Source organism: Neobacillus niacini, assembly GCF_023715415.1.
In the GTDB taxonomy this organism is placed as follows: Bacteria; Bacillota; Bacilli; order Bacillales; family Cytobacillaceae; genus Neobacillus; species Neobacillus niacini_C.
Genome location: NZ_JAMBOB010000004.1, coordinates 95,056 through 113,748, shown reverse-complemented (window position 1 = coordinate 113,748; position 18,693 = coordinate 95,056). Strand labels below are relative to the sequence as shown.

At 39.3% G+C, this 18,693-nt stretch carries 23 protein-coding genes; 17 read left to right on the top strand and 6 right to left on the bottom strand.

Annotated features, from left to right (window positions below; genetic code table 11):
• The first annotated feature begins 137 nt into the window (after nt 1–137).
• The 11 genes from sufC to yunB all read left to right on the top strand — a co-directional run bounded on the left by sufC (nt 138) and on the right by yunB (nt 10,050).
• Complete coding sequence (gene sufC / locus M3189_RS09895; RefSeq protein WP_179156431.1) at nt 138–923, top strand: Fe-S cluster assembly ATPase SufC; 786 nt, start codon at nt 138–140, stop codon at nt 921–923.
• Between the two features lie 23 nt (nt 924–946).
• Nucleotides 947–2,257 (top strand): Fe-S cluster assembly protein SufD, encoded by a 1,311-nt coding sequence (gene sufD / locus M3189_RS09890; RefSeq protein ID WP_251633761.1) that lies wholly within the window; start codon nt 947–949, stop codon nt 2,255–2,257.
• Entirely contained in the window at nt 2,257–3,486 is a 1,230-nt protein-coding gene (locus M3189_RS09885; RefSeq protein WP_251633759.1) for a cysteine desulfurase, read from the top strand. Before sufD ends, M3189_RS09885 begins: the two co-directional genes overlap by 1 nt.
• Complete coding sequence (gene sufU, locus M3189_RS09880; RefSeq protein WP_251633757.1) at nt 3,476–3,913, top strand: Fe-S cluster assembly sulfur transfer protein SufU; 438 nt, start codon at nt 3,476–3,478, stop codon at nt 3,911–3,913. Before M3189_RS09885 ends, sufU begins: the two co-directional genes overlap by 11 nt.
• Nucleotides 3,914–3,964: 51 nt before the next feature.
• Nucleotides 3,965–5,362, top strand: coding sequence for a Fe-S cluster assembly protein SufB (sufB, locus tag M3189_RS09875; RefSeq protein ID WP_251633756.1), 1,398 nt, complete (start codon nt 3,965–3,967; stop codon nt 5,360–5,362).
• Nucleotides 5,363–5,401: 39 nt separating this feature from the next.
• Complete coding sequence (locus M3189_RS09870; protein WP_251633754.1) at nt 5,402–5,710, top strand: hypothetical protein; 309 nt, start codon at nt 5,402–5,404, stop codon at nt 5,708–5,710.
• Nucleotides 5,711–5,762: 52 nt separating this feature from the next.
• Nucleotides 5,763–6,614, top strand: coding sequence for a DUF72 domain-containing protein (locus M3189_RS09865; RefSeq protein WP_251634264.1), 852 nt, complete (start codon nt 5,763–5,765; stop codon nt 6,612–6,614).
• Between the two features lie 17 nt (nt 6,615–6,631).
• The gene (locus M3189_RS09860) at nt 6,632–7,453 is read left to right on the top strand and encodes a sulfite exporter TauE/SafE family protein (protein WP_251633752.1); all 822 of its coding nucleotides are present in this window, start codon (nt 6,632–6,634) and stop codon (nt 7,451–7,453) included.
• Nucleotides 7,454–7,471: 18 nt separating this feature from the next.
• Nucleotides 7,472–8,818 carry a bifunctional metallophosphatase/5'-nucleotidase gene (locus M3189_RS09855; protein ID WP_251633751.1) on the top strand — a complete coding sequence of 449 codons (1,347 nt, stop codon included), beginning with the start codon at nt 7,472–7,474 and terminating at the stop codon, nt 8,816–8,818.
• 68 nt (nt 8,819–8,886) lie between these two features.
• Nucleotides 8,887–9,189, top strand: a complete 303-nt coding sequence (locus M3189_RS09850) for a YunC family protein (RefSeq protein WP_251633749.1) — start codon at nt 8,887–8,889, stop codon at nt 9,187–9,189.
• A gap of 105 nt (nt 9,190–9,294) precedes the next feature.
• Nucleotides 9,295–10,050, top strand: coding sequence for a sporulation protein YunB (gene yunB, locus M3189_RS09845; protein ID WP_251633747.1), 756 nt, complete (start codon nt 9,295–9,297; stop codon nt 10,048–10,050).
• Between the two features lie 27 nt (nt 10,051–10,077).
• Here the strand turns inward: yunB and M3189_RS09840 are convergent, their stop codons facing one another.
• Nucleotides 10,078–11,070 (bottom strand): M23 family metallopeptidase, encoded by a 993-nt coding sequence (locus M3189_RS09840; protein WP_435368075.1) that lies wholly within the window; start codon nt 11,068–11,070, stop codon nt 10,078–10,080.
• 175 nt (nt 11,071–11,245) lie between these two features.
• Here M3189_RS09840 and lipA point away from each other — a divergent pair, with 175 nt between their 5' ends.
• A complete protein-coding gene (lipA, locus tag M3189_RS09835) occupies nt 11,246–12,163 on the top strand; it encodes a lipoyl synthase (RefSeq protein WP_251633746.1) in 918 nt (305 codons plus the stop codon).
• A gap of 44 nt (nt 12,164–12,207) precedes the next feature.
• Here the strand turns inward: lipA and M3189_RS09830 are convergent, their stop codons facing one another.
• Nucleotides 12,208–12,846 (bottom strand): YhcN/YlaJ family sporulation lipoprotein, encoded by a 639-nt coding sequence (locus M3189_RS09830; protein WP_251633744.1) that lies wholly within the window; start codon nt 12,844–12,846, stop codon nt 12,208–12,210.
• A gap of 114 nt (nt 12,847–12,960) precedes the next feature.
• Here M3189_RS09830 and M3189_RS09825 point away from each other — a divergent pair, with 114 nt between their 5' ends.
• Nucleotides 12,961–13,236 carry a YutD family protein gene (locus M3189_RS09825; RefSeq protein ID WP_251633743.1) on the top strand — a complete coding sequence of 92 codons (276 nt, stop codon included), beginning with the start codon at nt 12,961–12,963 and terminating at the stop codon, nt 13,234–13,236.
• 27 nt (nt 13,237–13,263) lie between these two features.
• Here M3189_RS09825 and M3189_RS09820 read toward each other — a convergent pair whose 3' ends face one another.
• Both M3189_RS09820 and M3189_RS09815 read right to left on the bottom strand, forming a co-directional pair.
• The gene (locus M3189_RS09820) at nt 13,264–13,548 is read right to left on the bottom strand and encodes a cytosolic protein (RefSeq protein ID WP_251633741.1); all 285 of its coding nucleotides are present in this window, start codon (nt 13,546–13,548) and stop codon (nt 13,264–13,266) included.
• A 44-nt stretch (nt 13,549–13,592) separates the two neighbouring features.
• Nucleotides 13,593–13,859, bottom strand: coding sequence for a DUF3055 domain-containing protein (locus M3189_RS09815; RefSeq protein ID WP_251633739.1), 267 nt, complete (start codon nt 13,857–13,859; stop codon nt 13,593–13,595).
• Nucleotides 13,860–14,061: 202 nt separating this feature from the next.
• Between M3189_RS09815 and M3189_RS09810 the strand changes: the two genes are divergently transcribed.
• The 3 genes from M3189_RS09810 (at nt 14,062) to M3189_RS09800 (ending at nt 16,647) form a co-directional block, all read left to right on the top strand.
• On the top strand, nt 14,062–15,348 hold the full coding sequence (locus tag M3189_RS09810) for an EAL domain-containing protein (protein WP_251633738.1): 1,287 nt from the start codon (nt 14,062–14,064) through the stop codon (nt 15,346–15,348).
• Between the two features lie 30 nt (nt 15,349–15,378).
• The gene (locus tag M3189_RS09805; protein WP_251634262.1) at nt 15,379–15,813 is read left to right on the top strand and encodes a DUF86 domain-containing protein; all 435 of its coding nucleotides are present in this window, start codon (nt 15,379–15,381) and stop codon (nt 15,811–15,813) included.
• Between the two features lie 69 nt (nt 15,814–15,882).
• Complete coding sequence (locus tag M3189_RS09800) at nt 15,883–16,647, top strand: TIGR01457 family HAD-type hydrolase (protein ID WP_251633736.1); 765 nt, start codon at nt 15,883–15,885, stop codon at nt 16,645–16,647.
• Nucleotides 16,648–16,685: 38 nt separating this feature from the next.
• Here the strand turns inward: M3189_RS09800 and M3189_RS09795 are convergent, their stop codons facing one another.
• Nucleotides 16,686–17,186, bottom strand: coding sequence for a phosphatidylglycerophosphatase A family protein (locus M3189_RS09795; protein WP_251633735.1), 501 nt, complete (start codon nt 17,184–17,186; stop codon nt 16,686–16,688).
• A gap of 209 nt (nt 17,187–17,395) precedes the next feature.
• Between M3189_RS09795 and yutH the strand changes: the two genes are divergently transcribed.
• Nucleotides 17,396–18,406, top strand: a complete 1,011-nt coding sequence (gene yutH, locus M3189_RS09790; RefSeq protein ID WP_251633733.1) for a spore coat putative kinase YutH — start codon at nt 17,396–17,398, stop codon at nt 18,404–18,406.
• A gap of 43 nt (nt 18,407–18,449) precedes the next feature.
• On the opposite strand, the gene M3189_RS09785 is transcribed toward yutH, so the two are convergent.
• Nucleotides 18,450–18,692: a NifU family protein gene (locus M3189_RS09785; protein WP_034674824.1), complete on the bottom strand. Its 243-nt coding sequence runs from the start codon at nt 18,690–18,692 to the stop codon at nt 18,450–18,452.
• Nucleotide 18,693 lies beyond the last annotated feature (1 nt).

Sequence of the window (18,693 nt, the reverse complement as noted above, 5' to 3'; positions counted from 1 at the left end):
TAATTGTTAATACTGTTTATAAGTTGCTAACACATACGATTTGTTATAAGATTGTAATGAGAATAAAGTGAGAATAGAATTTTGGGGCCGGCGTTAGAGGCTACAAGATACAAAATTATCTTTGCGGAGGTATATATATGGCTGGATCAACATTAACGATCAAAGATTTACATGTAGAAATTGATGGAAAAGAAATTTTAAAAGGTGTAAACCTTGAAATAAAAGGTGGAGAAATCCACGCAATCATGGGACCAAATGGTACTGGTAAATCTACTTTATCTTCTGCTATTATGGGACATCCAAAATATGAAGTAACGAGCGGAAATATTACTCTAGACGATCAAAACGTCCTTGAAATGGAAGTAGACGAGCGAGCTCGCGCGGGCCTATTTTTAGCGATGCAATACCCAAGTGAAATTAACGGGGTTACAAATGCAGATTTCTTGCGTTCTGCCCTTAACAGCCGTCTTGGTGAAGGTAATGAAATTTCACTAATGAAATTTATTCGCAAAATGGATAAGCAGATGGAATTCCTTGAAATGGATCTTGATATGGCACAACGTTATTTAAATGAAGGATTCTCAGGTGGAGAGAAGAAGCGTAATGAAATTCTCCAATTAATGATGCTTGAACCGAAAATCGCCATTTTAGACGAGATTGACTCAGGATTAGATATTGATGCGCTTAAGGTTGTCTCAAAAGGAATCAATCAAATGCGTGGAGAAGAATTTGGCTGTTTAGTTATTACTCACTATCAACGACTTTTAAATTATATCACTCCTGACTATGTGCACGTTATGATGCAGGGACGCATTGTGAAATCAGGCGGACCAGAACTAGCACAACGCTTAGAAGCAGAAGGATATGACTGGATCAAGCAAGAGCTCGGAATCGAAGATGAAACAGTTGGGCAAGAAGCGTAAGAGTTTGCGTTAGGAGGATAATCATGACAACAGAAACGAATTTATCATTTGATAAAGATTTTGTTCGTTCCTTTTCAAAAGAAATGAACGAGCCCGCTTGGATGGAGGAATTTCGTGTAAATGCATTTGAGCTAAGCGAAACCCTTCCAATGCCAAGACCAGACAAAACAAAGATTGATAAGTGGAATTTCACTCAATTTGATCATCATACTGTAAAAAGTGAAGCCTTCACATCAATTGCTGTGCTTCCTGAAGAAGTAAAAGCATTAATAGGTGATGAGTCTGCGACTAAGAACTTATATATTCAGCGAAATCAAACACCTGCGTATATTTCTTTGTCAGAAGATCTAAAGGCGCAAGGTGTTATTTTCACCGATATCATTACTGCCGTTCGTGAACATAGCGAGCTTGTGCAAAAATACTTGTTAACAGAAGCTGTTAAGACAGATGAACATCGCCTAATTGCCTTCCACGCAGCACTTATAAATGGTGGAGCATTCTTATACATTCCTAAAAATATTGAAATTAAAGAACCAATTCACTCTATTTATTTACATGATGATGCTGATACGAACCTATTCAATCATGTGATTGTCGTAGCAGACGATAATAGTTCTGTAACGTATGTAGAAAACTATCTGTCAACGCTTGAATCTGCCAATGGCGTTTTTAATATCGTGACGGAAGTGATTGCTAAGGCTGGTGCCAAGGTACAGTATGGTGCTGTTGATACCCTTGCAAAGGGTGTAACCACATACGTGAATCGTCGTGGATCTGCTGGAAGAGATGCTCGGATTGATTGGGCACTTGGCTTAATGAATGAAGGAAATACCATTTCAGAAAATACCACTAACCTTGTTGGTGATGGTGCTTATGGCGATACCAAAACTGTTGTTGTTGGACGTGGCGAACAAACACAGAACTTTACAACAAAGGTTGTTCACTTTGGCAAAAACACTGAGGGTTATATTTTAAAGCATGGTGTCATGAAGGACAGTGCTTCTTCTATTTTTAATGGAATTGGTCATATCCTGCATGGTGCGTCTAAATCGAATGCAGAACAGGAATCACGTGTCCTTATGCTTAGCGAAAAAGCGCGTGGAGATGCGAATCCGATTCTTCTTATTGATGAAGACGATGTAACAGCAGGTCATGCTGCATCAGTCGGCCGTGTGGATCCTGTACAGCTTTACTACTTAATGAGCCGTGGAATTCCGAAAAAAGAAGCAGAACGTCTGGTTATTCATGGTTTCCTAGCGCCGGTCGTTAATCAGCTTCCAATTGAAGGAGTTAAACAGCAGTTAACTGCTGTTATTGAAAGGAAAGTACGATAATGAATGTCCATGATATTCGTCGTCAATTCCCTATTTTAGATCAAGAAGTAAATGGAAAACCGCTCGTCTATTTGGATAGCTCAGCTACCTCACAAAAGCCGATTCAGGTTATTGAGACAGTGGAGAAATATTATAAAGAAATCAATTCCAATGTCCATCGTGGTGTCCACACACTTGGTACACGGGCAACAGATGCTTACGAAGGCGCACGGGAAAAGGTTCGAAAGTTTATTAATGCAAAATCAACGCAAGAAGTCATCTTTACCCGGGGCACAACAACAGCTTTAAACACTGTTGCGGCAAGTTACGCAGCTGCAAACTTAAACGCTGGTGATGAGATTGTCATTACGTACATGGAGCACCACAGCAACATCATTCCTTGGCAGCAGGTGGCTAGGCGTACAGGAGCAGTGCTAAAGTACATTCCGCTTCAAGAAGATGGTACGATTTCACTTGATGATGTTCAAGCGACTGTAACAGCCAATACCCGTGTCGTATCTGTCATGCAGGTATCGAATGTACTTGGTGTCATTAATCCCGTTAAAGAAATTGCAAGAATTGCCCATGAAAATGGAGCTATTATGGTAGTCGATGGGGCGCAAAGTGCTCCCCATATGAAAATAGATGTTCAAGATCTAGATTGTGATTTCTTAGCTTTTTCTGGACATAAGATGTGTGCTCCAACTGGTATCGGAGTTTTATATGGCAAGAAGCATTTGTTAGAAAAAATGGAACCAATTGAGTTCGGCGGAGAAATGATTGATTTTGTACATTTACAAGAATCAACATGGAAAGAACTGCCGTGGAAGTTTGAAGCCGGAACACCGATCATTGCAGGTGCAATTGGTCTTGGTGCCGCAATTGATTTTTTAAATGAGATTGGCTTAGATAATATTGCACAACACGAGCATAAGCTTGCAGCATACGCATTAGAAAAAATGTCTTCTGTTCCTGGAATGGCGATTTATGGACCATTAGATGCTGCGAAGCGTGCTGGTCTGGTTACTTTTAATATTAGCGATGTACATCCGCATGATGTTGCTACTGTTCTCGACGCAGAAGGCATTGCTGTCCGCGCAGGACATCATTGTGCACAGCCGTTGATGAAATGGTTAAAGGCATCTGCAACTGCTCGTGCAAGCTTTTATTTATACAACACAGAAGACGATATTGATAAGCTGGTTGAAGGACTTGTGAAAACAAAGGAGTATTTCAGCGATGTCTTCTAATTTAGATGCACTTTACCGTCAAGTGATTATGGATCATTATAAAAAACCACGGAACCGCGGACTTCTAGAGGATGGCAGTCATACCATTAATATGAACAATCCTACTTGTGGCGACCGGATTCAATTAACCTTTAAGGTTGAAGATGGAATCGTTAAGGATGTACGTTTTGAAGGGGAAGGCTGTTCCATTTCTATGTCATCTGCTTCGATGATGACACAAGCGATAAAAGGAAAAAAAGTAGAGGAAGCTATCAAGCTTTCAAAGATTTTCTCCGATATGATTCAAGGTAAGGATTATGACGAAGATATTGACCTAGGTGATATTGAAGCACTTCAAGGGGTATCTAAATTTCCAGCCAGAATCAAATGTGCTACGCTTGCGTGGAAGGCAATGGAAAAAGGGTTAACTGAAGAGGACCAACAATAGAAACAATAAGGGATCTTTCCCTTTTTGTTTATGAAATGGAGGAACAGGTCGATGGCGAAAAAAATGCCAGAAATCGGGGATTATAAATATGGATTTGCCGATAAGGATGTTTCTATATTTCGATCAAAGCGTGGTTTAACAAGTGAAATTGTAGAAGAAATTTCAAAGTTAAAAAACGAACCACAGTGGATGCTAGACTTCCGTTTGAAATCACTCGAGCATTTCTACAAAATGCCGATGCCACAATGGGGCGGAGATTTAGGCTCTTTAAACTTTGACGAAATCACTTATTATGTAAAACCATCAGAGAAATCAGAAAAGTCTTGGGATGAAGTTCCTGAAGAGATTAAAGCAACATTTGATAAGCTTGGAATTCCTGAAGCTGAACAAAAGTATCTTGCAGGGGTATCTGCTCAGTACGAATCTGAAGTAGTATACCATAACATGAAGGTAGAACTTGAAGATTTGGGCATCGTTTTTAAAGATACTGATTCTGCACTAAGAGAGAATGAAGATATCTTCCGTGAGCATTTTGGAAAAACGATTCCGCCGACAGATAACAAGTTCGCAGCACTTAACTCTGCAGTATGGTCAGGTGGATCTTTTATTTATGTACCGCCAGGTGTTAAAGTAGATACTCCATTACAGGCGTATTTCCGTATTAACTCTGAAAACATGGGACAATTTGAGCGTACCTTAATCATTGTGGATGAAGGCGCACATGTTCATTATGTAGAAGGCTGTACAGCTCCTGTTTACACAACAAATTCTCTTCATAGTGCGGTTGTTGAGATTGTTATTAAAAAAGATGCATATTGCCGCTATACAACGATTCAAAACTGGGCAAACAATGTCTTCAATCTTGTTACAAAGCGTGCTGTTTGTGAAGCGAATGCGACAATGGAATGGATTGATGGTAACATTGGTTCTAAATTAACGATGAAATACCCTGCTGTTATTCTTAAAGGTGAAGGTGCTCGTGGTATGACATTATCCATTGCCATTGCTGGTAAAGGTCAGCACCAGGATGCTGGAGCAAAGATGATTCACTTAGCTCCAAACACTTCTTCTACCATTGTTTCAAAGTCAATTTCGAAACATGGTGGTAAAGTAACGTATCGCGGTGTCGTTCACTTCGGACGTAAAGCCGATGGTGCACGTGCGAATATCGAATGTGATACATTGATTATGGATAATCAGTCAACTTCTGATACCATTCCATACAATGAAATCTTAAACGATAATATTTCACTTGAGCATGAAGCTAAGGTATCTAAAGTTTCAGAAGAGCAGCTCTTCTACTTAATGAGCCGTGGTATTTCACAACAAGAAGCGACTGAAATGATTGTAATGGGCTTCATTGAACCATTTACAAAAGAATTACCAATGGAATACGCCGTTGAAATGAATCGTCTCATCAAGTTCGAGATGGAAGGTTCTATCGGTTAATAATTATCTTGTCCGCTTGCCACATTGGCAGGCGGATTTTTGCGTTTACGAGAAATACTTGTGGATGTGGGAAAATACTTGCGGATGGCGGAAAATACTTGCGGATGGCGGAAAATACTTGCGGATGGCGGAAAATACTTGCGGATGGCGGAAAATACTTGCGGATGGCAGAAAATACTTGCGGATGGCGGAAAATGCTTGCGGATGGCAGAAAATACTTGCGGATGGCAGAAAATACTTGCGGATGGCAGAAAATACTTGCGGATGGCGGAAAATGCTTGCGGATGGCAGAAAATACTTGCGGATGGCAGAAAATACTTGCGGATGGCAGAAAATACTTGCGGATAGCGGAAAATAGAATCTAGGGGTATATTAATAATAAAGGTGCGAGGTGATAAAGTTGATTTACATTGGTGTTACAGGTTGGGGCGATCATGATAGCTTATATCTAGACCAAACCCCGCCCCGAGATAAGTTAAAACAATATGCTGGCCATTTTCCGACAGTAGAAGTGGATACTGCTTTTTACGCCATCCAGCCCATAAGGAATGCAGTAAAATGGGTTAATGATACACAGCAATCATTTCAGTTCATTGTTAAAGCCTACCAAGGTATGACAGGTCATCAACGCGGTGATGTCCCATTTGCGACCAATCAAGATATGTTTCAAGCCTTTAAAGAATCGCTAGAACCATACATAGAAGCAAATAAATTAGCCATGGTGCTTTTTCAATTTCCGCCTTGGTTTGATTGTAAACGGGAAAATGTTGAATATTTAAGATGGTGTAAAGCACAAATGGGAGAGATCCCCTGTGCGCTTGAGTTCAGGCACCAATCCTGGTTTACACCTCGGTTTCGCCAGCATACCCTTGATTTTATGAAAGAGGAAAAGTGGATACATAGCATCTGTGATGAACCACAATCAGGTGCGGGGTCCATACCAGCGATAATAGAGGCTATCAATCCTGAAAAACTTCTTATTCGGTTTCACGGTCGTAACGTCCATGGATGGCAAAAACAAAAACGTAATGCGGAGGATTGGCGTGAGGTTCGATATCTTTATCGCTACAATCAACGAGAACTTCAAGAATGGGCAGACATAATCCGGAGATTATCCAAGGAATCGCAAAACGTCTATGTTCTATTTAACAACAATTCCGGCGGAGATGCGGCAGATAATGCGAAAGAAATGATGAGCCTTTTAGATATTAAATATGAGGACCTTGCTCCTAGACAACTAGATTTATTTTAAAATAGAGGAGAAAGAAGATGGAATGGATTGTTTTAATACTGATAGGAATTGCAGGTAGTTCCTTAGGGAGCTTGATTGGATTAGGTGGAGGTATCGTTATTGTTCCAGCCTTACTCTTTTTAGGCTCTCTATCTGCATTTGGTTATATCTCTCCCCAAACAGCTGTGGGTACTTCGCTTTTCACCATGATTTTCACCGGGCTTTCGTCTACGTTAGCGTATATGAAGCATAAAACAGTAGACTATAAAAGCGGGTTAATTTTTCTGATTGGCAGTGGACCAGGGAGTATTTTAGGAGCATGGGTTACTGAAATATTAAATTTAAAATCCTTCAATTTATTTTTTGGCATTTTTATTCTTTTTGTTTCGTGTATTCTCTTATTAAAAGATAAACTAAAACCGATTCCCTACCAGAAGGATAAGGGAATTTTCAGGAGTTTTACGGATAACTCAGGAAAAGTCTTTGAGTATGGCTTTAACCCTGTAATGGGAGTACTTATTGCATTTATTGTTGGATTTTTATCAGGAATTCTAGGCGTTGGCGGCGGCTCCTTAATGGTTCCGACCATGATTCTGCTTTTCTTCTTTCCACCCCATGTAGCAACAGCTACATCTATGTTTATGATTTTACCAACATCCATTCTTAGTTCCATTACCCATATCACGCTTGGAAATGTGGACTGGCTGCTTGCGTTGGCATTAGTACCAGGAGCATGGATTGGTGCAAGGGTTGGTGTCTATTTAAACATCAAACTAAAAAGCAAAACAATTGTTTTATTATTAAGAACCATCTTAATCGTGGTTGGCATACGATTAATTTATCAAGGTATTATTGGATAAGAAGGAAGCGAAACATCCATGGAAATGATCCATATCTATCATACAAATGATCTGCACAGCCATTTAAAACGATGGCCGCGAATTCAGCAGTTCTTAAAGACCCAAAGAACACATCATGCAGAAAATGGAGAAGACTTTTTCCTTTTTGACATAGGTGACTTTATTGATCGCTGGCACCCACTTTCAGAGGGGACTGGGGGACAGGGGAATATAGAATTGTTGAATGAAAGCGGCTATAGTGCTGTGACCATTGGTAACAATGAAGGAGTCAATTTTCCTTATGAAGTGCTAAATCATCTGTATGACAAAAGTAAATTTGATGTTTTAGTCGCTAATCTCTATGACAAAAATAATCAGCATCCAACATGGCTGAAACCTTATAAAATTTATCAAACAAAACAGGGGACACGGATTGGTGTTATCGGTGTAACTGCCTACTTTTCGGTTCTTTATAATCTGTTAGGCTGGCATTTGACTGAGCCGATTGAGGAGTTGGGAAAGTGGTTACAACCATTAAAGGAGCAATCTGATGTCATTATTCTGCTCTCCCATCTTGGCCTTACCCCTGATGAAAGAATTGCTATGGAATATCCAGATATAGATGTCATTCTTGGCGGTCATACCCATCATACCCTTCCTGAAGGAAAGCAGGTTGGGCAGACATTACTTGCTGGAGCTGGTAAGCATGGCAGATTTGTCGGCCATGTAACGCTCCAGATAGATGATAACAAGATTTCCAGTAAACAGGCGAAATTGTATAACGTAATGGAGCTCCCGGCTATAGAGGATGAGAAAGCAATTTCTAAGGAGCTTTACCGAAAAGGGAAGAAGCTGTTAAATCAAAAAGTTACTTACCTGTCTATGGAATACGTCCATGACCCCTTTCAAGCCACAGAGCTGTCTCAAATACTTTGCCAAGCGTTGAGAGAATGGTGCGATGCGGATTGTGCCTTTATTAACGCAGGTCTTATTTTGGGTCCGTTATCAGGGAGTGTTACCTCCTATGATTTACTGTCGATTTGTCCTCATCCAATCAATCCATGTAAAATTCAACTTACTGGCAGGGAATTACAAGAAGTATTAATGGAAACAAAGTCTGATGACTGGGCCGAACGCCATGTCATAGGGCTTGGCTTTAGAGGGAAGGTAATGGGGGCTAGTGTGTACGATCGGGTTAGTTTTAATGAAAAAAACGAAATCTATATTAATGGTATTGAACTGGATCTAAATCAAACCTACTCTCTTGCTATTCCAGACATGTTTACCTTTGGACACTTTTTTAAAAATGTTTTTCCGAATAAAGAAAAAGAATACTTCCTTCCTGAGTTTTTGCGAGATTTATTAAAATGGAAATTGCAAAAGTAGTCCTAAAGGAGGATACACGCTTTTTCTTTCACTTTCATAAATTGTTAGTGAGGAAAGGAGTGTGTAAATTGATTGAGCTATCACCGGTAGAGATTAATGGTCACACGTTCTTGGCTGTTACTGTCTTACTACCAAAAACAACATTGCTTACTGTAAGCAATGATAAGGGATATATTATGTGCGGTGCCTTAGATGTCGGTTTGTTAAACGAAAGGCTTAAGGACCGAAAAATCGTTGCCGCTAGAGCGGTAGGAGTAAAAACCATTGAACAGCTCCTTAATGCACCAATGGAGTCAGTAACAACCGAGGCAGAAAACTTAGGAATAACAAAAGGAATGCTTGGGAAGGATGCCTTGTTAAAAATGATTTAAAAGCTTGCACAGTTTGTGCAGGCTTTTTCTAATGCTACCTCTCATAAATTTATAGGCTAGTTCATCTCTTTCATGCATACATATAGCATGTAAGGGGGGATTATTTTGGCAAAGTTTCGTGTACGTCCCAGGAAACGAGGACCGTTACCTTTCCGATACGTTATGTTATTATCGTTTGTTTTTTTTCTTTTGTCTACAGCATTGGGTATATGGATGGTTAACAAGGGGATTGAGCCTTCCCTGATGAGATATGCGGAATCGAAAACAAAACAAATTGCCTCACAGGTCATCAATAAGGCGATTAACAAAAAAACGGTAGAAGTAGGGGATGTTATTGCCGTTGAAGCTGGTCAAAATGGCGCACAGCCAAGCGCTAGTTTAAAAACAGAAGTGATAAACCAGAAGCTATCAGAAATCACCAATGAAATACAGAAAAACTTAAATGCTGCAGAAAAAGGTGACCTAGAATCCTTAGAGAAATTAACGGATGTGGATATTGAGGTAAATACAGAGAAGCAGGATGGAATTGTTTGGAATGTCCCGCTTGGTCAAGCAACGAATATGGCTTTGCTCGGAAATCTAGGCCCAAAAATACCTGTAAGGTTTCATGCAATTGGTGAAGTACGACCAGATGTGAAAATTAATCCTAAACCGATGGGAATTAATAATACATGGATTGATGTAGCAATTCATTTAGAGGTTTCTGTGCAAATCATTACCCCGTTTGCAACGGAAATTACAAAGTTAGAACAGAATATTCCAGTGGGTGGAAGATTAATACAGGGAGAAGTGCCACAATTTTATAATAATGGTGGTAATGGAATTACACCATCAATCCAGATACCTCAGCGAGAAAATTAAAAGGACTGTCGCAAGAGACAGTCCATCCTACTTACTATTCTTTAATGCTTGTCTTTCCTGCTGTTTCCACAATCTTAAATGTGGTGTGGGGTCAAAAGACCATTCTGTATAGCCATTATCTTTGTACATTCCATAGTGAAGGTGAGGAGGGAATTTGCCTGATGTCCCAGGAGGCCCATACCCAGAACTGCCTACACCGCCAATTAACGTTCCTGGTTCAACGATTTGGCCAACTTTTAAATCTTTAGCAAAACCGCTAAGATGAGCAAAATAATGATACGTGTTATTAATGTCACGAATGCCAACTCTCCAGCCGCCGAACTTATTCCAACCCTTCATTTCTACTATGCCGTAGTTAGTAGCACGCACAGGAACCCCATAGCCAGCAAAAATGTCGGTACCTTCATGCATTCTTCTGCCGCCCCAGCCTCTTGCATCGCCCCAGGTACTGCGATAGCTATGATTGCTTCGTAATGGCAGTGGAAAGACATGTTTATCTAATTCTAACCGGCCGAAATGCCGGTACACTTTTGCCTTGTCAGCAATAATGCCAACTGTTTTATCACGATGATAATAATCCCATAAACCGATTTTTATATTATCATGGTCTGTTCCATACGATAGAAGATAATTGGCAAAAGAATATAAGACATCTTCGTCGCTCTTCAAACTGGCTTTACCATCTCCATCCCCGTCCACACCCATACCACTAAAAAATTGGATAATTGCAGGGTTTTCTTCAGAAGGATTTGGATTGGTTGGTCCAGCCCATTTCTCTGGAGTAAAATAGATGCCAATCACACTTTCCGCTTTTGGTAGGTCTTTACGCACCGCACGGATATTCCTTTCGTATTGATCAATAGCTGCTAAATAATACCAAGGAATTTGTGTGACTGTTTCCACCTTCTTGTATAGCTTCATTCTTTCCTGATACTCATCAGGACCATTTGCATGAGCATCCCTGGGAGATATGCTGCTCATTAATAAGAGGAAAGTTCCAATTATCAGAAATGCCCGCACAGGAATCCTCCTTCCGATTATTGTACGTTTTTAGTTTATGATTTCTAAGCTATTTCATAATGGTCAATAATTGGAAATAGTGGTTTACACGGTTTACAGAGTTGGTCTGCTTGTTGTTGTTACAAAAAGTATGGTAAAGTGACTAGGAGCAAACTCATTTATAGGGGTGGAAATAGTGAGCAGAAATGCAGAATACTTAAGAAAACCGGAATGGTTGAAAATAAAATTAAATACGAATGAGCACTATACAGGCTTGAAAAAGATGATGCGTGAAAAAAATCTACATACTGTATGTGAAGAAGCGCGATGCCCTAATATTCACGAATGCTGGGCGGAAAGAAGAACAGCTACCTTTATGATTCTCGGTGATACTTGTACACGTGCATGCCGATTCTGTGCGGTTAAAACAGGATTACCAACAGAATTAGATTTGCAAGAGCCAGAACGTGTAGCGGACTCCGTGCAATTAATGAACTTAAAGCATGTCGTGGTAACGGCGGTAGCACGGGACGATTTAAAAGATGGTGGTGCAGCTGTATTTGCGGAAACGGTTAGAGCGATAAGAAGAAAGAACCCATTTACAAGCATTGAAGTTCTTCCATCAGATATGGGCGGTAAGGAAGAAAATTTAGCTCTGCTAATGGATGCAAAACCCGACATATTAAATCATAATATTGAAACTGTGAAAAGATTAACACCGAGAGTTAGGGCAAGAGCAAAATATGACCGCTCACTTGAGTTTTTAGGAAGAGCGAAAGAAATGCAGCCAACTATTCCAACCAAATCTAGTTTAATGGTCGGCCTAGGTGAAACAAAAGAAGAAATTATCGAGGTAATGGACGACCTCAGAGCAAATAATGTGGATATTATGACGATAGGTCAGTACCTGCAGCCATCTAAGAGTCACTTAAAGGTAGAAAAATACTATCATCCAGATGAATTTGCTGAGTTACGTGAAATTGCTCTCACAAAAGGATTTAGTCACTGTGAAGCTGGGCCGTTAGTTCGTTCATCTTACCACGCAGACGAACAAGTTAATGCAGCAGCAAAGCATAAACAACTACAAGGCGAAACCGAAGCCAAGGAAGCGTAATAAATATAAAAAAGAGTTCAGTCTATCGGCTGAACTCTCATTTTTTATCTATTTTTCGTATTCATTCCATCCTCTTTTGTTGCTCCATTTTCATCTTCACTATCACTCATTCGATTTCCTTGTGGTGATTTCTTCATTTGTTTAACTAACCCATTAACCAAATTTCTTGCATTTCTGCTTGTTGAGTCTAAATTTGCGAGATTTTCCACATCACGCATTAAATTTTTATTATCTGAAACATAGACATGGTAATATCTTGGGACAACAGACATGGCTGTTCTTTTAACTTGGTCTGCAGTATGATTACGGTCCTTGGAATCTGTACTATAGGAAACAAGAACCTCCTGGTCGGTTACCAACGTGGCTACGTCATTCACATTTGGAATATCTGTACTTAGCTGGCTAATAATATTTGCTACTTGTTCACGATCAATCGCGGAATAGTGTTGTGTTCCACCCCGGTCTCCCTGGATAGGACTTTTTTGATGACGGACAAAGCCATAATTATCGCTTACCTTTCGAACGCCTTGGCCACCGCCTTCATTGTACAGTTCTTCTCTTTTATTATTGACATTTATGGTATCTCCGCTTTCTTCATAAACGTCACGACCCGCCATATCCTTTGAGCAGCCAGCTGCGCTCAGGAGTAAACAAAAACCAATAAGTATCGACCAATTTTTCATTTAAAGCACCTCCTTTTTTTAGAATAGCCAAATAACTGATTTTTTTTCTTAGTAATTGATGGTGAATCGGTTATAATGAAAGAAAGATTGACTGGTAAAATTTGAGGTGATTACATGATCAGTATTAATGGCTCCACCTATGAAATCGTGCAGGAACACAGAGAGGCCTTCAATGAGGAAGCCTTAAAGGCGAGATATAGTGATATATTATCGAGATATGATTATATTGTCGGGGATTGGGGATATGGGCAGCTCCGGTTAAAAGGCTTTTTTGAAGATCAGAATCAAAAAGCTACCTTTGATACCAAAATCAGTACATTGAGTGAATATTTGTATGAATACTGTAATTTTGGCTGTGCCTATTTTGTCTTGAAAAAGGTAAAAAAATAAGAAAGCCCGCCTTTGTGGCGGGTTTTCTTATTGGGTATAAGGAGGCTGCTCATCAGTGTTTGGGTCATCGTGTGTAGGATGAGCCCCATCCATTTGTCGCGGAATGTTTTGATGAAACGTTTTATCCTCGTAATTGAAGTTACTATAATAACGCTGTCCTTCCTGCCAGGGAGTACTTTTATTTTCAACAGGCTTGTCTTTTCCTATTGGTGAACCAAAAGGACCTTCAGGGAATTCCTCTGCAGTTAGGAAGTTTTTTTGTTTTTCAACATTTGAAAGATCAAAATAGCTTCTCTTCTTTTCTTCGGACATACTACCACTCCTTTTTAATAGTATGTAACGGCAGTGATAAAAAATTATAGTAATTCTAACAAAAAGGAACGTAATTCTTCTGCATCCTCTTCGTTTAATTGAAAAGCGTATTCTAAATACCCTTCCTCTTTTAAGTCGTCTTCACCAATAATCGCAAAGCGACTCCCTTGTAAATCAAGTACAAGATGTTTCCCAAAATGACGATCGGTTTTAACAATTGCCAAATCAAAGCGTTGGTTGTCACCGACAAAGCTGACAAATCTTGTTTTTGTATCCTCTGTATCATCGTATAAGAAAAAACGTTCTTTCATGTGTTCTGTGCTCCTTTAAGTAAATTCTCCATCCTCTTTATATTACCAAATAATGAGTCGTGGAGGGAACTTTGGGAGTTAATCGAATATTGTTAAAAATTTACTAAATGAAAAACCGGATTCTGTCAAATTGTGTTACAATATATTTAATATTGTCGTATGTTGCTTTTTGAGAGGGATGGAATCCATGGACTGCCGTTACATGAATAAAGTTAAGAATGTAATCCAATGGGGAAAGATCATTCTGCCTCTTTCGTCCATCCGCTATTACCCACCACAATTTACCTTGCGCAATCCTTTGATAGAAGGTGTTAGTAACGCTTTTCGTGCGGGGCATGAGGTAGTAGTAATTGTTTTCAAATTAAAAAACCAAAAGGATATCATGGAACAAACTGAAGTCCGGCAGCAGTCCAAATTAATAAAAACGATGAAGAAGATTTTTCAAATCGTCATAGAACAAGAGGTTAACTCCAAGGAAGTAATTGCCCTCCATGATTATTATGGGGAAGGCATCACGCTGTTAATTACGGTTGATCATGATCGCCATTCAATTTCTAATATTGACCTAATGATGAAGAAGATAACAGAAGTAGTGGCACAAAGGTTCATTAAACTTTACCCTAATGTGTATCCGACTTTTGAAGAAGGATATATGTTCGTCGATAAATATGACTATTCTATCCAAGACTCCATATTAAGGGCACACAGACAAGCCGTTGGTATAGCAGAGAAGCGAGAACAGCTGGAAATCAATGAAATGCTGTTAGCCATTAACAAAATTATTACAAAGAAGAATATTACATTATTTGCCCAGCCTATTATTGATGTGGCAACAGGTGAGATACGGGCTTGGGAACTGCTTACTCGTGGACCAAAAGGGACTGGTTTAGAAGCTCCGTTACAGCTCTTTTCTGTTGCAAGGCAAACTGGCCGGTTGTATGAATTAGAAATGATTGTATTGGAAAAAATGCTACAGCAAGTAAAAGCATCCCGTTGCCGTCAAGATGTTTTTGTTAATTGTACGCCCTTAACTCTAGGGAATATTAGATTTACCAGTGATATAAAAAAGTTGTTACAGAAGTATAGAGGCATTTCACCGAAACAGATTACCTTTGAAGTGACTGAACGTGATTCAATCGAGGGTTTGAAAAACTTTGCCTTTAATATTAATGTTTTGCGATTAATGGGTTTTAGGATTGCGGTGGATGACACGGGAGCAGGCTATTCTAGCTTAAATACGATTACTGAACTTATGCCTGACATCATTAAAATTGATCGTTCTGTCATTGAAAATATCGATAAAAACTCGGTCAAAGAGTCAATGTTAAAAGGGTTGCTCCTTGTTGCCAGGGAAGCTGGCTCATTAGTTGTGGCGGAGGGGATTGAAAACCAAGAAGAGGCTTCCGTTCTAACAAGAAATAATGTTGACCTTGCACAGGGTAATTATTATGCACGTCCAACAAGGTTTTATGAGGAAATTGCAACTTAGGTATTGATTATTATAGAGGAAGTGGATGACATGTATTTTGTAGACCGTGATAAGTTAGAGACAACTTTGGTTTTTCTAGAAGAGCAAATCAGTCTATTTTCTAGTCAGGATCAATGGTCAACTAGAATAGAAAAAGCAGCTTTGGAACGGATTACGCATCTCATGATTGAATCGGTTTTAGATGCGGGTAACGCAATGATAGACGGGTTTATTATGAGAGACCCTGGCAGTTATGACGATATTATTGATATATTAATCGATGAAAAGGTTGTTAGTGCCCAAACAGGTAATAGCTTAAAAACTCTAATTCAGCATCGAAAGGTTCTCGTCCAGCTGTATACGGAGATTAATCATAGTGAGCTTCATAAACAGTTCTCCTCCCATCTAAAAACATTAGTTTTATTTCCGAAAAATGTCCGGGACTACCTACAGAATGAACTTGGCCCAGTATCAGCATTTAATTAATCATAAATCCATGACCGCATTTGCGGTCCTTTTTGCTTATGTCTATGATACATATAGGAGTGATTTCACATGAAAAAGTATAAAGGTTATTTAATTGATCTTGATGGAACGATGTATAAAGGGTCAGAAAAAATTGAAGCGGCAGGAGATTTTGTGAAAAAATTAAGGGATGCAGAGATTCCGTATTTATTTGTAACCAATAATTCATCACGAACACCAGCCCAAGTTGCAAAAAAGTTAAGGGACTTTGATATCCCTGCAGAAGAAGAGCTTGTCTTTACCACAAGTCAGGCAACCGCTAATTATATCTATGACCAAAAGAGGGATGCGTCCGTTTTTGTAATAGGGGAAGAAGGTATACGTACGGCTTTAGAGGAAAAAAGGTTTACCTTTGCTGGTGAAAATGCCGAATATGTTGTCATTGGGATAGACCGCGAAATTAGCTACGAAAAATTAACCATCGCATGCCTTGCAGTCCGTAATGGTGCAATCTTTATCTCAACAAACGGAGATATTGCAATACCAACAGAAAGGGGGTTAATCCCTGGAAATGGTTCGCTTACATCTGTGATTGCCGTATCCACTCAAACTAATCCAATCTTTATTGGGAAGCCCGAATCAATTATTATGGAGCAGGCACTAAAGGTTTTGGGAACTTCTAAAGACGAAACCTTAATGGTGGGCGATTATTATGATACCGATATTCTAGCAGGGATGAATGCGGGGCTTGATACGCTATTAGTTCACACTGGTGTTACAACGAAGGAATTACTAGCTGGTTATGACCGCAAACCAACTTATGCCATTGATTCATTAGATCAATGGGAGCCGTAAAAAAAGGATGGATAGATTTCCATCCTTTTTACTGCTTTTTATTCCACATGTGCTGCACGATGTGCCAATCTGCTTGATGCAGCTGCAGCAATTGCACCGATGATATCGTCTAGAAACGTATGACATTCACCAGTTGATTTATCATTTAAACGGGCTAAAATGCCAGGCTTTTGCTTATCAATATAGCCATAGTTCGTAAAGCCGATGGACCCATACACATTCACGATGGACAATGCTAAAATTTCATCTACGCCGTATAGACTTTCGTCCGTTTTAATAATTGATTGAATAGGTTCCTCCAGCATGTTCTTTTCGGCGAGCATATCGAGCTGGATCCCCGTAATGATGGCATTTTGAACTTCTCGTTTAGCGATTACACGCTCGACATTTGCGATACAGTCTTCCATTTTTAAATTTTCATGGTATTTTTCCTGTAAAAAAAAGACTAGATCCGCAATATCCTGAATTTCTACTCCTCTTTCTTTAATCCATCTACGTGCTGTTTCCTCTGTTAAATCCATTTTTTTAGCCTCTGCCATCCATTTATCACCTTTTCTTTTGGAATTTTCACTATACTTAATTCATAACATATGCAAGCTGATTTGAATAGGAACGAATGAACCAATACCCTCCTTACAGATTTCTCCTATAATGTTTTTCTTATACTTTTATTACGTAAGAAGACAACAAGTTTTTTGGGCTACTACATATATATGACATAAGAGAAGAAAAGAGAAGAGGTGGAAGCGTGCTTCAAAAATTACTTGAAAATAAATATGGTATCCAAGTAGAGGAATATGTAAAGCTTGATTCCTATGACGCACTTAGAAGTAATGGATGGTTTTATTTAGTTGCCAATTCTGACGGAAGAGAAGCGAATGATATTGCTGAACTCGAGAAAATTGCTGAGCATTTAAGAAAAAATGGAGATTCCCATGTTCCAGCCTTTTTACAATCTAATGAGGGGAGCCTCATTACCACTTGGGAGGACCATCAATATTGTGTATTGGCAAATCGGCAAACCGACAAACAGGTAAAAGTAAAAGTAGGAAGAAAGTTAGCTAAATTTCATGAGCGCGGAAAAACAGTGCCATTTAAAATCGAGAGGACTAGCCGAATTGGGCAATGGAAACAATTATGGGAAAAGCGGCTGGACCAAATTGAGAAGGTATGGAGTGAGCTCTTGTATCAAACACCTGAGGATGATTTTGAACGAATGTTTATTGATTCATTTCCCTATTATATTGGACTAACGGAAAATGCTATCCAGTATTTGGTGGATACCGAGCTGGATGATGAACCAAAGGAATCGGATAGTGGAACTGTATGCCATGAACGTTTTACAAACGGTTCGTGGGGGGCGAATTATTACATTAAGGACCCTTTTGATTGGGTTTTTGATCATCGCAGCCGTGACCTTGCAGAATGGACGAGAGAGCGATATTTCAGAAATACGCAAACCTATGAAATTGATGTAAGACAGTTTTTTGTTGAATATCAAAGCATTGCCCCTTTAACCTCTTTTTCGTGGCGTTTACTGTTTTCCCGTTTATTATTTCCGCTTCACTATTTTGAGTGTATTGAAAATTACTATATCACTCGTTCGGAGCAGGAAAAGAAACTTCTAGAAGAGCAGTTAAATAAGATGTTAAATCAATCAACAGAATATGAACGTTTTCTAAGCAATTTTTATCATACTGTCGGAGCTCCCTTGAAACCATTAAATATTCCACAATTAGACTGGTTAACCAAGAGATAATAGAAAGAGCGATTGCCAGGGCAGCAATCGCTCTTAATCTTTATTAAAATACTTGTTCTACTTCAACAACGCCAGGAACTTCCTCTAAAAGTGCTCTTTCAATTCCTGCTTTTAGGGTAATTGTTGAGCTCGGGCAGCTTCCGCATGCACCTAGTAAACGAAGTTTCACAATACCATCCTCAACATCAACTAACTCACAATCTCCTCCATCGCGAAGAAGAAATGGACGTAATTTATCTAATACTTCCTGAACCTGCTCAAACATTTCTTGTACTTGTTCTGCCATA

Coding starts and splice junctions, on each gene's coding strand:
- sufC (WP_179156431.1), top strand. CDS start 138: ATGGCTGGATCAACATTAACGATCAAAGATTTACATGTAGAAATTGAT.
- sufD (WP_251633761.1), top strand. CDS start 947: ATGACAACAGAAACGAATTTATCATTTGATAAAGATTTTGTTCGTTCC.
- M3189_RS09885 (WP_251633759.1), top strand. CDS start 2,257: ATGAATGTCCATGATATTCGTCGTCAATTCCCTATTTTAGATCAAGAA.
- sufU (WP_251633757.1), top strand. CDS start 3,476: ATGTCTTCTAATTTAGATGCACTTTACCGTCAAGTGATTATGGATCAT.
- sufB (WP_251633756.1), top strand. CDS start 3,965: ATGGCGAAAAAAATGCCAGAAATCGGGGATTATAAATATGGATTTGCC.
- M3189_RS09860 (WP_251633752.1), top strand. CDS start 6,632: ATGGAATGGATTGTTTTAATACTGATAGGAATTGCAGGTAGTTCCTTA.
- M3189_RS09855 (WP_251633751.1), top strand. CDS start 7,472: ATGGAAATGATCCATATCTATCATACAAATGATCTGCACAGCCATTTA.
- M3189_RS09830 (WP_251633744.1), bottom strand. CDS start 12,846: ATGAAAAATTGGTCGATACTTATTGGTTTTTGTTTACTCCTGAGCGCA.
- M3189_RS09825 (WP_251633743.1), top strand. CDS start 12,961: ATGATCAGTATTAATGGCTCCACCTATGAAATCGTGCAGGAACACAGA.
- M3189_RS09820 (WP_251633741.1), bottom strand. CDS start 13,548: ATGTCCGAAGAAAAGAAGAGAAGCTATTTTGATCTTTCAAATGTTGAA.
- M3189_RS09815 (WP_251633739.1), bottom strand. CDS start 13,859: ATGAAAGAACGTTTTTTCTTATACGATGATACAGAGGATACAAAAACA.
- M3189_RS09810 (WP_251633738.1), top strand. CDS start 14,062: ATGAATAAAGTTAAGAATGTAATCCAATGGGGAAAGATCATTCTGCCT.
- M3189_RS09805 (WP_251634262.1), top strand. CDS start 15,379: ATGTATTTTGTAGACCGTGATAAGTTAGAGACAACTTTGGTTTTTCTA.
- M3189_RS09800 (WP_251633736.1), top strand. CDS start 15,883: ATGAAAAAGTATAAAGGTTATTTAATTGATCTTGATGGAACGATGTAT.
- M3189_RS09795 (WP_251633735.1), bottom strand. CDS start 17,186: ATGGCAGAGGCTAAAAAAATGGATTTAACAGAGGAAACAGCACGTAGA.
- M3189_RS09785 (WP_034674824.1), bottom strand. CDS start 18,692: ATGGCAGAACAAGTACAAGAAATGTTTGAGCAGGTTCAGGAAGTATTA.